We start from the raw sequence: 15,526 nt of genomic DNA, 5'->3' as shown, positions 1-15,526 counted from the left end.
AAATGGATACCAATTTAGCTTTAGTCTTAGTATTAGCTCCTTTTTTAGGATTTTTAATCAATGTTTTCTTTGGAAAAAGTTTAGGAAAAACAGTTTCCGGAGCTATCGGAACACTTACTGTAGTGCTTTCTTTCGCCCTAACTGTTTATTTTTTCCTTCAAATAAACAAAACACAACAACCGATTAGTATTACTTTATTTGATTGGATTCAAATTAGTAATCTTCATATCAACCTTGGATTTTTATTAGATCAATTATCATTACTTTGGTTACTATTTGTAACTGGTATTGGTTCATTGATTCATATCTACTCTATTAGTTATATGCACGACGATGAAAATATGCACAAGTTTTTTGCTTATTTGAATTTGTTCGTATTCTTCATGATTACACTAGTAATGGGAAGTAACTTGTTAGTTCTTTTTATTGGTTGGGAAGGTGTTGGACTTTGTTCGTACTTACTAATTGGATTTTGGTATAAAAACCAAGACTACAATGATGCTGCGAAAAAAGCCTTCATTATGAACCGAATTGGAGATTTAGGTTTGTTAATCGGAATGTTCATCCTTGGAACTATGTTCTCCACTTTAGATTACGCCACTTTAAAAACGGCTATTGCTGGAGCAACGAACTTAAATTTGCCATTGCTTTCCTTAGCTGCTTTATGTTTATTCATTGGAGCCTGTGGTAAATCGGCACAAATTCCATTATACACGTGGTTACCTGATGCGATGGCTGGGCCAACTCCAGTTTCTGCCTTGATCCACGCGGCAACCATGGTTACTGCTGGTATCTTCATGGTAACAAGATTAAACTTTGTTTTTGATCTAACACCAGATGTTCAATCGCTTATTGCCATTATTGGAGCTATAACTTCATTAGTAGCAGCAACAATTGGCTTGGTACAAACCGATATCAAAAAAGTATTAGCTTATTCTACCGTTTCTCAATTAGGTCTAATGTTTTTAGCCTTGGGGTTTGGTGCTTATGAAATAGCTGTTTTTCACGTTATCACACACGCCTTCTTTAAAGCTTGTTTATTCTTAGGATCAGGATCTGTTATTCATGCGCTACACGGAGAACAAGACATGCGTAAAATGGGTGGTTTACGTAAAGTAATGCCAATCACTTTCTGGACCATGTTAATCTCATCATTAGCTATTTCAGGTGTTCCGTTTTTCTCAGGTTTCTTCTCTAAAGATGAAATCTTAATGACCGCTTTCCACCATAGCATTCCATTATATGTTATCGGTTCTATAGCGTCAATCATGACTGCATTTTATATGTTTAGATTAATGTTCCTGACTTTCTTCAAAGAATTCAGAGGAACTGAAGAACAAAAACATCATTTACACGAAAGCCCTAGCTTAATTACTTTCCCACTAATCATTTTAGCTATATTGGCTACTTTTGGAGGACTAATTAGTCTTCCAGGTAACAGTTGGTTAAATGACTACCTAGCACCACTTTTTACAAAAGTTGCTGGAGAAGAACATCATTTAGGGACCACTGAATATACTTTAATGGGAGTTGCCGTAGTAGGCGGATTATTAGGAATTTTAATTGCTTACATCAAATACTTCAAACAAGATAACATTCCTGAAGCAGACGAAAACATTACTGGTTTAACCAAAGTTTTATACAACAAATATTATGTAGATGAAATCTACGATGCCCTATTTGTTCGTCCAACAAACGTTTTGTCAAGATTCTTTAGAGATCATGTTGAAACTAGCATATCAGCAATTGTTTTCGGATTAGGAAAAGTAACCAACGAAATAGGTTTTCAAGGTAAAAAAATACAAAATGGAAGTATCGGATTATATCTTTTCGCTTTTGTCTTGGGTCTTTGCGCCATTGTTTCCTATATATTTTTAGCTCAATAATTTTATAACTATGAACGTTTCTCTTATATTAATTATTCTTTTAATTGGTGCATTTGTCACTTATTTTGTTGGTGATAAACTAGCATCAAAAGTAGCTTTGTTCTTTAGTTTAGCAGCTTTAGGCTGTTCGGTTGTCTTGTTAAATCATTTTTGGGCCGGTGAAAATATCAGCTTAATCAATGCTTGGATTACGCAACCTAAAATTTCATTGGCGCTAAACGCTGATGGATTGGCAATGGCCATGCTTTTACTAACGGTTGCCTTAACCCCAATCATTATATTCTCTTCTTTCGGGAATGAATATAAAAATGCAAAAGGTTTTTACGCTTTAATTTTATTTATGGCCTTTGCAATGACAGGAACTTTCCTAGCTGCAGACGGTTTATTATATTATATTTTCTGGGAATTAGCCCTTATTCCTATTTATTTCATTGCTCTTATTTGGGGTAATGGAGATGCGGAAGAACGCAGAAAAGCGGTTGTTAAATTCTTTATTTACACCCTAGCTGGTTCTTTGTTCATGCTAGTGGCTTTTATCTATTTATATCAAAAAGCAGGTAGTTTCTTAATTGAAGATTTTTACAAATTAAATCTATCAGCTACAGAACAACTTTGGATCTTCTTGGCTTTCTTTTTAGCTTATGCTATCAAAATTCCTATCATTCCTTTCCATACTTGGCAAGCGAATGTTTATCAAAAAGCTCCAACAGCGGGTACTATGCTTTTGTCTGGTATCATGTTAAAAATGGGATTATACAGCATTATTCGTTGGCAATTGCCAATTGCACCACTTGCTGCAAAAGAGTACATGAACATTTTTATCTCTTTAGGAATCGCTGGAGTTATTTACGGATCAATCGTTGCTTTAAGACAAAAAGATCTAAAGAAATTATTGGCTTACTCTTCTCTTGCACACGTTGGATTAATAGCTGCTGGAACCTATACACTAACTGTTGATGGTTTACGTGGGGCCGTTTTACAAATGATCGCTCACGGTTTTGTAGTAGTTGGTTTATTCTTTGCTGCAGAAATTATCTACAGAAGATTTGAAACTAGAGAAATTGCTAAAATGGGTGGGATTCGTATTCAATCTCCAAAATTTACTTCTATGTTTTTAATTATACTATTGGCTTCAGTTGCATTGCCAAGTACTTTTAACTTCGTTGGAGAGTTTACTGTTTTGTATAGTCTATCTCAAATAAACAATTGGTTCGCTGTATTAGGTGGAACAACTATTATTTTAGGAGCTTATTATATGCTTAAAATGTTTCAAAATGTAATGTTAGGAGACACGAATTCTAAAACTTTCGCAGATGTTTCTCTTAATGAAGGAATTTCATTAGTGGTGATTATTGCGGTTTTAATATTCTTCGGTTTTTATCCAAAACCAATCACCGATTTGATTACGCCAAGTTTAGAAAATATTTTAAACGTCATCAACAAGAATTAATATTTTAATAAAAATAAATTAGGGCATCATTAGTTTTAGATTTCCTAAATCAAAAAAACAAAAATGAATACATTAATAGCTATAACAGGATTGGGTATTTTCTGCCTATTGTTTGAAATTTTTAATATAAGAAAAGCCATCGTTCCCATTACCATTATTGGGTTATTGGGTGTTTTGGCCCTTAACTATAGTGAATTTGGATCCACAGAAAGTTATTATAACAACATGATTACGGTGAGTAAATTCTCTACCACCTTTTCGTCATTGTTTATTATCTTAACTATTTTCTTAGTAGCCTTAAGTCATAATTTCTACGAAAATCATCCGACAAAACTTTCTGATTATATTGCCATTAAGGTATTCTTATTAGCAGGTGCAGTAGCTATGGTTTCTTTTGGAAACTTGGCGATGTTTTTCTTAGGAATCGAAATTTTATCTGTTGCCTTATATGTATTAGCTGCTAGCGATCGTTTAAACTTAAAAAGTAACGAAGCAGGTATGAAATACTTTTTGATGGGATCATTCGCATCTGGGATTATCTTATTTGGTATTTGTTTAATCTATGGTGCAATGGGAAGCTTTGATGTAGCGGAAATTCATGAAAGTTCTTTATCTGCTGAATTGCCAATTTGGTTTCCAATTGGAATGATCTTAATGGTTATTGGAATGTTATTTAAAGTTGCTGCAGTTCCATTTCATTTCTGGGCTCCAGACGTTTACGAAGGTTCTCCAACACTTACCACTACTTTAATGAGCACCTTAGCTAAGGTAGTCGCTATCGCAACACTTTATAAACTTATTTCCGCACTAAATCTAATTCCATCTCTAGAAAATCAAGGTCTTTTAGCAACATTTGAAACCATCATTGTGGTTATTTCAATAGCGTCTATGACAGTTGGTAATATTATGGCACTACGTCAAAATAATGTAAAACGTATGTTGGCCTTTTCAGGTATTTCACATGCCGGTTTTATGTTGATGACTCTTTTAAGCATCGCAACATCTGCTGGTGTTTTATTATACTATACTGCCTCTTATGCTCTTGCTGGTATTGCTGCCTTCAGTGTTGTTTTATACGTATGTAAAAATCAAGACAACGAAGACGTAACAAACTTTCACGGTTTAGGAAAAACAAATCCGTTATTGGCTGCGATCCTTACAGGTTCATTACTATCCATGGCAGGTATTCCAATCTTCTCAGGATTTTTCGCAAAATTATTTTTGTTCAACCAAACCATACAAGCTGGTTATATTGCTTTAGTAATTGTAGCTGTTGTCAATTCCATTATTAGTGTTGGTTACTATTTCAAATTAATCTTAGCGATGTACTCAAAAGAGCCAAATCAAGAGCGCACAGGAAAACCGTTTCTTATTTACGCGGTGGCCATCATTTCAATTACTTTGAACATTGTTTTAGGTTTATTCCCTTCTATAGTACTAGACCTATTGAACTAAAAAATAGCGTATAAAACATACTTAAATCCATTCGCTTCAACGAATGGATTTTTTTATTTCAGGGCACCTCATTCAGAAGAAAAATTCATGTTAAAAATTTCACTTAAAGAATAAGAGCTCAGAAAATCTCCATATATTTGAATACAATTTAATGTCACACAATATGAATTTCAACTCTAAAAATCCGTTTTTAAGCAACAAACGTTTTTCGTCAAATGCTGTTTCAAAAGCTGAAGAAGTACACGAAGCACAAATTATTGATTACAATCAGGAAATGACTTTGTCGGGTACAATTAATAAAACAGCCATTCTATTTTTAATCTTATGTGCCTCTTCTATGGTCACTTGGTGGATGGCATTTAATGGAATGAATCCAATTCTACCTGCTATTGGTGGTGCTATTATTGGCTTTATCCTTGTATTAATTTCTGTATTCAAACCACAAGCTTCACCCTATTTAGCTCCTGGTTATGCTTTATTTGAAGGACTATTTATTGGAGGAATTTCAGCTATATTTGAAATAAAATATCCTGGTATTGTGATCAATGCCGTTAGTGCAACCCTAGTGACTTTCTTGGTTTGCCTAGGTTTATATAAATTCAAAATTGTAAAAGTTACCGAACAATTTAAATCTGTAGTTATCGCTGCGACACTAGCTATTGCAACTTACTATTTGATTTCTTGGATCGCTTCACTGATCTTTAATTTTACTCCTGTACATCATGGTAATGGTATGATGAGTATCGGAATCAGTGTGTTTGTGATTATCATCGCAGCTTTAAACTTGTTTTTAGATTTTGATCAAATCGAAAAAGGAGTTCAAGAAAGAATGCCAAAATTTATGGAATGGTATGGGGCTATGGGACTAATGATAACATTAGTTTGGCTGTACATCGAATTCTTAAGATTACTATCCAAATTAGGTAGCAAAGATTAATTCTTTCCAATCAATAAAAACGAAAGCCTTTTTGAAATTCAAAAAGGCTTTTTTTATATCTAAGTCTGAGTAATTAGACTACAAATCAAATTTTATTCCTTGAGCCAAAGGCAAACTTGTGGTATAATTGATGGTATTGGTTTGACGTCGCATATAAATCTTCCAAGCATCAGATCCTGATTCTCTTCCTCCACCTGTCTCTTTTTCTCCACCGAAAGCACCTCCAATTTCGGCACCTGAAGTTCCGATATTCACATTGGCAATCCCACAGTCTGATCCAACAACAGATAAAAATCGCTCTGCTTCGCGCAAATTATTAGTCATAATTGCGGACGACAATCCTTGGCCTACACCATTTTGAATTTCAATAGCATCGTCCACTTCTCCTGCATATTTAATCAAATATAAAATCGGAGCAAATGTTTCGTGCTGCACAATTTCAAATGAATTTTGAGCCTCTGCAATAGCGGGTTTTACATAACAACCACTTTCGTAGCCTATACCAGAAAGCACTCCGCCTTCCACGAGAATTCTTCCTCCTTCTGCCACTACTCTGTTTAACGCTTGAGCATACATACCAACTGCCATTGTATCAATTAGTGGTCCGACATGATTGTTTTCGTCCAGCGGATTACCAATTCTCAATTGTCCATAAGCCGCCACTAAAGCGTCTTTTACTTTATCATAAATACTCTCGTGAATAATTAGCCTACGCGTAGAAGTACAACGCTGCCCCGCAGTTCCAACAGCTCCAAAAACAGCTCCGATTACGGTCATTTTAATATCTGCATCTGGGGTCACTATAATGGCATTGTTTCCTCCTAGCTCCAATAATGATTTCCCCAAACGACCCGCTACAGTTTGCGCTACGATTTTCCCCATACGGGTTGAACCTGTTGCAGAAATTAAAGGAATTCGAGTATCAGCAGTCAATAATTCTCCTATTTGGTAATCCCCATTAATCAGACACGAAATTCCCTCGGGAAGATTATTTTCTTTAATCACCTGAGCTATGATGTTCTGACAAGCTATTCCGCAAAGTGGTGTTTTTTCAGAAGGTTTCCAAACACAGACATCTCCTGAAATCCAAGCTAAAGCAGTATTCCAAGCCCAAACCGCCACTGGGAAATTAAAAGCGGAAATAATCCCGACCACTCCTAAGGAATGATATTGCTCGTACATACGATGTCCTGGTCTTTCAGAATGCATCGTTAAGCCGTGCAATTGACGAGACAAACCTACCGCAAAATCACAGATGTCGATCATTTCCTGAACTTCACCATACCCCTCTTGCAACGATTTTCCCATTTCATAGGAAACCAATCTACCAAGTGCTTCTTTATTCTCACGCAATTTTTGTCCGAACTGACGAACAATTTCTCCACGTTGTGGTGCAGGCATTAAACGAAAAAATTTAAAAGCTTTCGTTGCTGATTGCATTACTTTTTCATAATCTTCAGCAGTAGTCATTTTTACCGAAGCAATTAGTTTACCATCAACGGGTGAATAACTGTCTAAAATTTCTCCTGAAGCAAACTGCTGTACACCAGTTGACGTTCCTTCATTTATCATGCTGATACCCAATTTTTCAAGGGCTTCATTCATTCCAAATTGTGATGCTATTGTTGTCATTGTAACTTTTTTAGTTAAAAATGTTAAGTCTATATGTAAAGATATCATTTCGCAGGGAATTCCTATGAGATTCTCCGATTAAAAACAACGTAAATTTAGAACTAATTACTATGAATTTCTCAAAAACACACCAATTTATTCCCGTTAATTGATGAAATTTGCAATTACAAAATTACGCCAACATGACATTTTTCACTCGATTTTTAGTTTGCTGTCTTTTTATTTCCATTCAGGCTTTCTCGCAAAAAGGAATAAAATCCTCTTTTCAAGTTGTGCCACTAGGAGTAAAGGGAGGAATCGATGAAAAAAATCTTTCCGCCTATTTAATCGCCCCAATAAACACCCACGATTATATTTGTTTGGATGCGGGCACCATCAATGCAGGAATTGAAAAAGCAATAGAGAATAACATCTTTAAGGTGTCCACAAACGAAGTACTACGCAAATACATAAAAGGTTATTTAATTTCCCATGCCCACTTGGATCATGTGTCCGGCCTTATCATTAATTCACCAGCAGATTCCTCAAAGACGGTCTATGCAACGCAGAAGTGTATGGAATTGATGGAAAACCATTATTTTAACGACCAAACTTGGGCTAACTTTGGAGACAAAGGCCCTGGAGTCCCTTTGAAGAAATACCATTTTCAAACTTTAAATCTAGGTCAAGAAACGCCCATCACCAACACCACTATGACCGTAAAAGCTTATGCCTTAAGTCATGTGAATCCCTTTGAGAGCACAGCTTTTTTGATTAAAAGCGGAACAGCTTACGCCCTTTACTTAGGTGATACTGGACCTGATGTCGTAGAAAAATCCAATAATCTATACACATTATGGGCGGCAATCGCTCCCTTAGTGAAGAACAAACAGTTAAAAGCCATTTTCATAGAAGTCTCTTTTCCCAATGAGCAACCTGACCAATTTCTATTTGGACATTTGACTCCTAATCATTTGATGAAAGAGCTACATACCTTAGCCGATTTATCAGGAAAAGACAGTTTGAAAGGTTTTAAAATTATCGTCACACACTTAAAACCACCCACTAAAAATATAGTTAAGCTGAAAGAACAATTACAAAAGCAAAACGATTTGGACTTAAAAATTATTTACCCAGTACAAGGGAAACGTTTCGAATTATAAAACCTTATTTTTTAGCTGTAAATCTCGGATCAGCTTCCATTACAGTACCGCATTTATCGCAAGTTCTCAGCTCTTCTGAATTATAGAAATGCTCAAAATGTGGCAAAAAGTCCTTTTCGATATTCTGCAATTCAAAAAATACCTCGTACAGTTTATGATTGCAGTGATCACAATGCCATAGCAAACCATCGCTATAGCCTTTTCCGGCACGCTTTCTTTCGATTACTAGTCCAATCGAACCTGCAGATCTTACAGGACAATGGGGTATCTTTGCTGGATGCAGATACATATCACCAGCCTGTAGCTCCATTTCTTTACGCTCACCATCTTCCTGAATTATCACTTTTATACTGCCTTCTAGCTGGTAAAAAAGCTCTTCGGTTTCGTTATAATGATAATCTTTACGTGCATTTGGGCCTGCAACAATCATCACTATAAAATCACCTGAATCTACATAAAGGTTTTTATTTCCAACGGGCGGCTTTAATAAGTGACGATTTTCATCTATCCATTTAGTGAGGTTGAAAGGTTTTGCAATTGCCATGTTTGAAGGTACTAAGTTTATAAGTAGCTAAGTTAATAAAACCTATCCAATAGCCCTACCTCCTAAGATGGAAATAACAAATTTCAAATCAATAAATGAATATTAGCAGCTTCCCAGCATTTCAATTGCTTTTAAAATTTCTAAATTTGCTTACCTTTACTATTCAAATGACCAAAAACAAATCATGAACACTAAAAGCCCTAAAAATAGTAAGAGACCGTTTTCTTTTTGTGAATTCCTATTACTAATTTTTGCTTTGCAATCATTCACTTGCCAATCCCAACAAAACATGATAACACCACCTTATTTACAAAAAGGAGATACCGTCGCTATTTTAGCAACTGCCAGAAAAAACATAGACGACAATTTAAAACCTACGATAGACTTATTACACAGCTGGGGTTTAGAAGCTGTAGTAGGCACTACTATAGGTCTCGATTATAATCAACTTGCAGGCACTGATCAGCAACGTGCTGCCGATTTTCAACATCAATTAGACAATCCTAACATTAAAGCTATTTGGTGCGCTAGAGGCGGATACGGTACGGTTAGAATGTTAGACTTACTTGATTTTACCAAATTCAAACAACATCCTAAATGGATCATTGGTTTTAGCGACGTTACTGTTTTACACAATCATTTGAACACGATGGGATACAAAACTATCCACGGTGTAATGCCAGTTACCATTCCTCGTGCTACTCCAGCGGCTATTAGTTCTATGAAATCGAGTTTATTTGGAGCACCACTTTCATATTCGATCGGACCAGACAAAATGAATCGTTTTGGGAAAGCAACCGGAGAATTAGTCGGTGGTAATTTAAGCATACTGTACAGTCTTTTAGGTTCACCTTCCGCTATAGATTGTAAGGATAAAATATTATTCATCGAAGATTTAGACGAATACCTCTACCATATCGATCGTATGATGATGAATCTCCGACGTAATGGCTGCATCGAAAACCTAAAGGGGATAATTATTGGAGGTATGACCAAAATGAAGGACAACGAAATTCCGTGGGGTAAAAACGCACTTGAAATTATAGACGATGTAACCAAAAAATACAATATACCCGTAATTTTTAATTTTCCGGCAGGACATATTCAAGACAACCGAGCTCTAATTATGGGCAATACCATTTCCATTGAGGTAAAGCAATCCGGAAGCACTATTGTTTTTGAAAAATAAGTTATAACGGTATCCAATCAAAAAAATAGCTTCTGCTAAAAGTATCGCGTTTCTAAAAAGCACTTGAAGAACAAAACCTTAAGCTATGTTTTTAGCACTATTTTCAGTACTAAAAACATAGAAACATTTGCAATTGAACTCCTTAACTATATTTTTTAGCAGATTTAACATAATTTTTCATTGTTATAATTGTAACAAATTGTTTTTTTATTTATATTTGCGGGAATTTATAACACCACAATTAACTAAACCCGCCCCCTGTAGTTATTAAAAACAATTAAAAAATTATGAAAACCGTTTCTTCAATTGTAGAAAATTACATCAAAACAAAGCCATTCTTACTAAATGCGCTATCACTTGGAATCATCAATCTGACTTCCCTTTCTCGGAACATCATGACCGAACTTGAAAGTGAATTTGGCAAAGAAGTAAAACAAGGAGCTGTTGTAATGTCGCTCAAACGACTCACTGAAGAATTAGATTTTAAGTTGAATCATAAAATCAATAAAGTCATTAAAAATATTGGTGAAATCACCGTTAGATCTGAGTTGACGGATTACACCTTCGCAGCTTCTGAAACTGTATTGAACAAACAAGCCGATTTGATTTCGGATATTAATGTTTTATCAGATATCTTTTATACCTCATCTCGTGGTGTAAACGAAACTAACATTGTGGTCAGTAGTAGTATAAATCATTTAGTTGAGAAACACTTCATACGTGAAAAACTCATTCAAAAATTAGATAATTTAGCTTCGATCACGGTAAAACTACCTAAAGAGAACATAGTGGTTCCTGGGATTTATTATTTCATTTTTCAACGTTTGGCTTGGGAAGGAATCATTATAAATGAAGTAATTTCAACTTCAAATGAATTTACTATTTTAGTTGGAGAAGATCAGGTAGACGTTGCTTTTAAAGTAATCAAAGATTTGAAAAACTAACTCAAATCAATCACAACATAGAACCAAAAAAGGATAAAAATCTTCTTTGTTTACAATAAAAAAAGGACTTAGTTTTCATCAACTAAGTCCTTTTTCATTTTATATTCTTTTGAATTTAGGTTTCAAATAATTCCATTAATTCTAAAGCTCTTTTGGTCGATTTTACATTCTCAAAAGTCAATAAAAGTCGTAAACCACTAGGGGTTTGCTTCTCTTTCATTTGACAGATATTACTATGGGTCTGCACAAAATTTATCACTTTATGAAAGCGTTTCGATTGATAATAATCAGACTGTTGATCCGAAACAAAATAACCAATCATTTTACCTTTTTTCATGACTAGCTTCTCAATACCAATATTGGTAGCAATCCATTTAATACGAATACTATTCATCAACGCATTGGCACGCGGAGGCATTGGCCCAAAACGGTCAATTAATTTATTTTGAAAAACAATTAGTTCTTCTTCATTTTTTACTGAGCCTAACTCGTTGTATAAACTTAGTCGTTCCGTGACATTATTGATGTATTCATCAGAAAATAACAACTCAAAATCCGTATCGATTTGCAAATCTTTTACATATTCCTTGGTCTCAATATTATTCTCCTCCGGATATAAATCTTTGAATTCATTTTCTTTCAACTCCTCGATGGCTTCGTTCATGATTTTCTGATAGGTATCAAAACCAATCTCGTTGATAAAACCACTTTGTTCTCCTCCTAATAAATCTCCAGCACCACGTATTTCCAAATCTTTCATCGCGATGTTGAAACCACTTCCCAGTTCACTAAACTGCTCCAAAGCTTGAATACGCTTTCTAGCATCTTCGGTCATGGATGAATAAGGTGGACAGATAAAATAACAGAACGCTTTTTTATTACTACGTCCTACTCTACCACGCATTTGATGCAGATCTGACAATCCAAAATTGTTCGCATTGTTGATGAAAATAGTATTAGCATTGGGTACATCCAAACCACTTTCAATAATAGTGGTAGCCACCAAAACATCAAAATCACCGTTCATGAATCCTAACATTAATTCCTCAAGTTTAGCCCCTTCCATTTGTCCATGGCCAATACCTACTCTTGCATTTGGAACCAAACGCTGAATCATTCCCGCTACTTCTTTTATATTTTCAATTCTATTATTGATGAAGAAAACTTGTCCGTTACGCTGAATTTCATATGATATAGCATCACGAATTACTTCTTCACTAAATCCAACCACATTGGTTTCTATGGGGTAGCGGTTTGGCGGAGGCGTTGTAATGACTGATAAATCACGAGCTGCCATCAATGAGAACTGCAAAGTTCTTGGAATTGGTGTAGCCGTTAAAGTCAAGGTATCCACATTGGCCGCAATGGTTTTAAGCTTATCCTTAACATTCACTCCAAACTTCTGTTCCTCATCGACAATCAATAAACCGAGGTCTTTAAAAACCACATTTTTATTTACTAACTGATGGGTCCCAATCACAATATCCAATTTCCCTTCAGCTAAATCTTTTAGGGTTTGCGCCTTTTGTTTAGCCGTTCTAAATCGATTCAAATACCCTATTGTAACAGGCATATCTTTCAGCCTTTCGGTAAAGGTTCTATAATGTTGGTAAGCTAAAATAGTAGTCGGAACCAATATTGCTACTTGCTTGCTATTATCCACCGCTTTGAAGGCCGCACGGATCGCTACTTCGGTTTTACCGAAACCAACATCCCCACAAACCAAACGATCCATTGGGCGATCGCTTTCCATATCGTTTTTTACTTCCTGTGTTGATTTGGTTTGATCAGGAGTATCTTCATATATAAATGAACTTTCTAATTCATTTTGTAAATAACTGTCTGGTGCAAATTGAAAACCTTTTTCCAAACGACGCTTTGCGTACAGCTGAATTAAATTAAAGGCAATATGTTTGACGCGCGCTTTGGTTTTTTGCTTTAAAATTTTCCAAGCATTCGATCCCAACTTATAAATCTTAGGAGGCGTTCCGTCTTTTCCGTTGTATTTTGAAATTTTATGAAGTGAATGAATGCTGACATAGACGATATCATTATCAGCATAAACTAACTTAATCGCTTCTTGTGTCTTCCCTTCCACCTGAATTTTTTGCAAGCCACCAAACTTACCAATACCGTGATCGATATGCGTTACATAATCACCAACGGAAAGCGAAGTCAATTCTTTTAGCGTAATATTCTGCTTTTTTGAATAGCCATTTTTGATATTAAACTTATGATAACGCTCAAAAATCTGATGATCGGTATAGGCCGTAATCTGATTTTCCTCGTCAACAAATCCTTGATACAAAGGCAACACAATGGTATGATATTGCTTTCGTATATTCTCAGAATTCGCCTCGTCTAAAGACTCAAATATATCGTGAAATCGTTTAGCCTGAGCATCATTAGAACAAAACAAATAATTTTTATATCCGTTAAAATGATTCTCACCCAAATTATTCAATAACAAATCAAATTGCTTGTTAAAGGAAGGTTGTGGTTGAATATGAAAATCAAAGGTTTTCGTTGTTTTAAAAATTGGCTTTGAGGCCAATTCAACAACAGAGAAATCTAAGGCTCGTTTGATAAAGGAGCGCTGATTTAAAAACAACTGTTCCGGACTGGCATGCTTTATTTCTTTAGACAATTTCTCAAAAGCTTCTTCAGCTCTATCGAATTGCTTGTCTAATTGATTTAAAAGCCCATCTGTATTTTGAATGAAAATCACTGTTTTCTCAGCGATATAATCTAAAAAGCTTTCTCGATTTTCCTGAAATATTTTGTTTTCAACATTCGGGATTATGGTGATTTTCTTATGCGTTTCCACAGACAATTGTGTCTCTACATCAAAACTACGAATACTGTCTACTTCATTACCAAAAAACTCAATTCGGTAGGGATGATCATTCGAGAAGGAAAACACATCTACGATTCCTCCACGAACGGAAAACTCTCCCGGTTCCGTAATAAAATCAACTCTTTTAAATTCGTATTCAAACAAAACTTCATTAATAAAATCAATAGAGATCTTATCGTTCAAAGCTACCTTTAAGGTGTTTTTATCCAATTGTTGCCTAGTGACTACTTTTTCAAAAAGAGCCTCAGGATAGGTCACAATTATAGCGGGTTTTTTACGCGAATTAATTCGATTTAAAACCTCAGCACGCAATAAAACATTAGCATTATCTATTTCCTCTATTTGGTAGGGGCGTCGAAATGAACCTGGATAAAACAACACGTCTTGTTCTCCAATCATTTGTTCAAGATCATTCAAATAATAAGCGGCTTCTTCCTTATTGTCCAAAACAACCAGAAAAGGCAATTCGGTTTTTTTAAAAATAGCACGAATTACAAATGAAACAGCAGAGCCCAACAAACCGTTAAGATGCATCTTTATTTGACTTTGCTCCAGCAAATTTGTGGCAATCTGCGCATTTTTAGGCAAATTGTCATAAGTAGTATATAAGGCGTTTTTACTCAACTTTAGGCAGATTTTGATCTATATTTTGTGGCTTGATTTGATTTGCATCTGTATTGGGAATTGCTCGAGTTGTATCTAACATTCTCAAGAAATCCGCTTCGCCTTCTTCTTTCGGGATTTTACTTTTGACTGTAATATTATCCATTTGTCTTTCTAAGGCAACCAAATCTTTGTTTATTTCCCCGATTAAAAAAGTTACCTTTTTATCTGGAATTTGATTCAAATGAATAAACAAGTCCATCATTTTCACCTTCGTAATCAATACCGAAATTCGACTTCTTATTTGTGGTTGATTAAACTCTACAGGTATATTCACATTCAAAGCCATGGCTTTTTTTGAAATCGCCGTTGACTTTTTCTGAAAGGCTCCGATTGTTTTTCTGGGTTTATCTCCAATTTCTTTTAAGAATTCTCGCCACTCGTTCCATGAACTCACTTTCTCTTCTGAAATTTCATTAATAGGTTCGTCAATAAACACCCAACCTTTATTGATATTATTAAAGATAAGTTCCATTCTCTTGGCTTCTTTTTCGTTTTCAGCACGGCGTTTTGCATCATCATTTTGACAGGAATTCAGCACAAAAACCAACAGTAGAAAAAGAGATATTTTATATTTCATTTGGTAAAACATTAAGCTACAAAGTTACAAAGTAAATTTACAATTACGAATTCGGATTTCAGTATAAAAATCAATTGGTTTTAAATTAATTTTCCGTCTAAATTACCGTAGTTTACCCCATTCTAGTTCCTAATGCTGCCCTAAACGACCTCCATAAAACCTATGATACAGCATGACTCATTCTTCAACCCAGAACAATTAAGCCAAAAAAAACACAGCAAAGCTGTTAAATTTATAATTTAGCTTT

At 35.1% G+C, this 15,526-nt stretch carries 11 protein-coding genes; 7 read left to right on the top strand and 4 right to left on the bottom strand.

The window, feature by feature from the left end; genetic code table 11:
* Positions 1 to 2 precede the first annotated feature (2 nt).
* The 4 genes from nuoL to AC51AA_RS13970 all read left to right on the top strand — a co-directional run bounded on the left by nuoL (position 3) and on the right by AC51AA_RS13970 (position 5,728).
* Positions 3 to 1,886, top strand: a complete 1,884-nt coding sequence (gene nuoL / locus AC51AA_RS13985) for an NADH-quinone oxidoreductase subunit L (protein WP_500702847.1) — start codon at positions 3 to 5, stop codon at positions 1,884 to 1,886.
* A gap of 10 nt (positions 1,887 to 1,896) precedes the next feature.
* Positions 1,897 to 3,336, top strand: a complete 1,440-nt coding sequence (locus AC51AA_RS13980; protein ID WP_500702846.1) for a complex I subunit 4 family protein — start codon at positions 1,897 to 1,899, stop codon at positions 3,334 to 3,336.
* Positions 3,337 to 3,399: 63 nt separating this feature from the next.
* Positions 3,400 to 4,791: an NADH-quinone oxidoreductase subunit N gene (locus AC51AA_RS13975; protein ID WP_500702845.1), complete on the top strand. Its 1,392-nt coding sequence runs from the start codon at positions 3,400 to 3,402 to the stop codon at positions 4,789 to 4,791.
* A 163-nt stretch (positions 4,792 to 4,954) separates the two neighbouring features.
* Positions 4,955 to 5,728 carry a Bax inhibitor-1/YccA family protein gene (locus tag AC51AA_RS13970; RefSeq protein ID WP_500702844.1) on the top strand — a complete coding sequence of 258 codons (774 nt, stop codon included), beginning with the start codon at positions 4,955 to 4,957 and terminating at the stop codon, positions 5,726 to 5,728.
* Positions 5,729 to 5,806: 78 nt separating this feature from the next.
* On the opposite strand, the gene amaB is transcribed toward AC51AA_RS13970, so the two are convergent.
* On the bottom strand, positions 5,807 to 7,360 hold the full coding sequence (gene amaB / locus AC51AA_RS13965) for an L-piperidine-6-carboxylate dehydrogenase (RefSeq protein ID WP_500702843.1): 1,554 nt from the start codon (positions 7,358 to 7,360) through the stop codon (positions 5,807 to 5,809).
* Between the two features lie 182 nt (positions 7,361 to 7,542).
* Here amaB and AC51AA_RS13960 point away from each other — a divergent pair, with 182 nt between their 5' ends.
* The gene (locus AC51AA_RS13960) at positions 7,543 to 8,502 is read left to right on the top strand and encodes an MBL fold metallo-hydrolase (protein WP_500702842.1); all 960 of its coding nucleotides are present in this window, start codon (positions 7,543 to 7,545) and stop codon (positions 8,500 to 8,502) included.
* Between the two features lie 4 nt (positions 8,503 to 8,506).
* Here AC51AA_RS13960 and AC51AA_RS13955 read toward each other — a convergent pair whose 3' ends face one another.
* Entirely contained in the window at positions 8,507 to 9,046 is a 540-nt protein-coding gene (locus AC51AA_RS13955) for a 3-hydroxyanthranilate 3,4-dioxygenase (RefSeq protein ID WP_500702841.1), read from the bottom strand.
* A gap of 289 nt (positions 9,047 to 9,335) precedes the next feature.
* On the opposite strand from AC51AA_RS13955, the gene AC51AA_RS13950 reads away from it, so the two are divergent.
* Positions 9,336 to 10,235, top strand: coding sequence for a S66 peptidase family protein (locus tag AC51AA_RS13950; protein WP_500702840.1), 900 nt, complete (start codon positions 9,336 to 9,338; stop codon positions 10,233 to 10,235).
* A 287-nt stretch (positions 10,236 to 10,522) separates the two neighbouring features.
* On the top strand, positions 10,523 to 11,179 hold the full coding sequence (locus AC51AA_RS13945; RefSeq protein ID WP_500702839.1) for an aspartate kinase: 657 nt from the start codon (positions 10,523 to 10,525) through the stop codon (positions 11,177 to 11,179).
* 115 nt (positions 11,180 to 11,294) lie between these two features.
* Here AC51AA_RS13945 and mfd read toward each other — a convergent pair whose 3' ends face one another.
* The gene (gene mfd, locus AC51AA_RS13940) at positions 11,295 to 14,660 is read right to left on the bottom strand and encodes a transcription-repair coupling factor (RefSeq protein ID WP_500702838.1); all 3,366 of its coding nucleotides are present in this window, start codon (positions 14,658 to 14,660) and stop codon (positions 11,295 to 11,297) included.
* Positions 14,653 to 15,279: a hypothetical protein gene (locus AC51AA_RS13935; protein WP_500702837.1), complete on the bottom strand. Its 627-nt coding sequence runs from the start codon at positions 15,277 to 15,279 to the stop codon at positions 14,653 to 14,655. The genes mfd and AC51AA_RS13935 overlap by 8 nt, the downstream gene beginning before the upstream one ends.
* Positions 15,280 to 15,526 lie beyond the last annotated feature (247 nt).

Source organism: Flavobacterium sp. OHVDL-2026-0007, assembly GCF_059882335.1.
Note: the sequence above shows the minus strand (reverse complement) of the source record. Positions and strands in the feature narration are given on the sequence as shown.

Excerpts from the sequence above, each read along its gene's own strand:
- nuoL (WP_500702847.1), top strand. The coding sequence starts at position 3 with ATGGATACCAATTTAGCTTTAGTCTTAGTATTAGCTCCTTTTTTAGGA.
- AC51AA_RS13980 (WP_500702846.1), top strand. The coding sequence starts at position 1,897 with ATGAACGTTTCTCTTATATTAATTATTCTTTTAATTGGTGCATTTGTC.
- AC51AA_RS13975 (WP_500702845.1), top strand. The coding sequence starts at position 3,400 with ATGAATACATTAATAGCTATAACAGGATTGGGTATTTTCTGCCTATTG.
- AC51AA_RS13970 (WP_500702844.1), top strand. The coding sequence starts at position 4,955 with ATGAATTTCAACTCTAAAAATCCGTTTTTAAGCAACAAACGTTTTTCG.
- amaB (WP_500702843.1), bottom strand. The coding sequence starts at position 7,360 with ATGACAACAATAGCATCACAATTTGGAATGAATGAAGCCCTTGAAAAA.
- AC51AA_RS13960 (WP_500702842.1), top strand. The coding sequence starts at position 7,543 with ATGACATTTTTCACTCGATTTTTAGTTTGCTGTCTTTTTATTTCCATT.
- AC51AA_RS13955 (WP_500702841.1), bottom strand. The coding sequence starts at position 9,046 with ATGGCAATTGCAAAACCTTTCAACCTCACTAAATGGATAGATGAAAAT.
- AC51AA_RS13950 (WP_500702840.1), top strand. The coding sequence starts at position 9,336 with ATGATAACACCACCTTATTTACAAAAAGGAGATACCGTCGCTATTTTA.
- AC51AA_RS13945 (WP_500702839.1), top strand. The coding sequence starts at position 10,523 with ATGAAAACCGTTTCTTCAATTGTAGAAAATTACATCAAAACAAAGCCA.
- AC51AA_RS13935 (WP_500702837.1), bottom strand. The coding sequence starts at position 15,279 with ATGAAATATAAAATATCTCTTTTTCTACTGTTGGTTTTTGTGCTGAAT.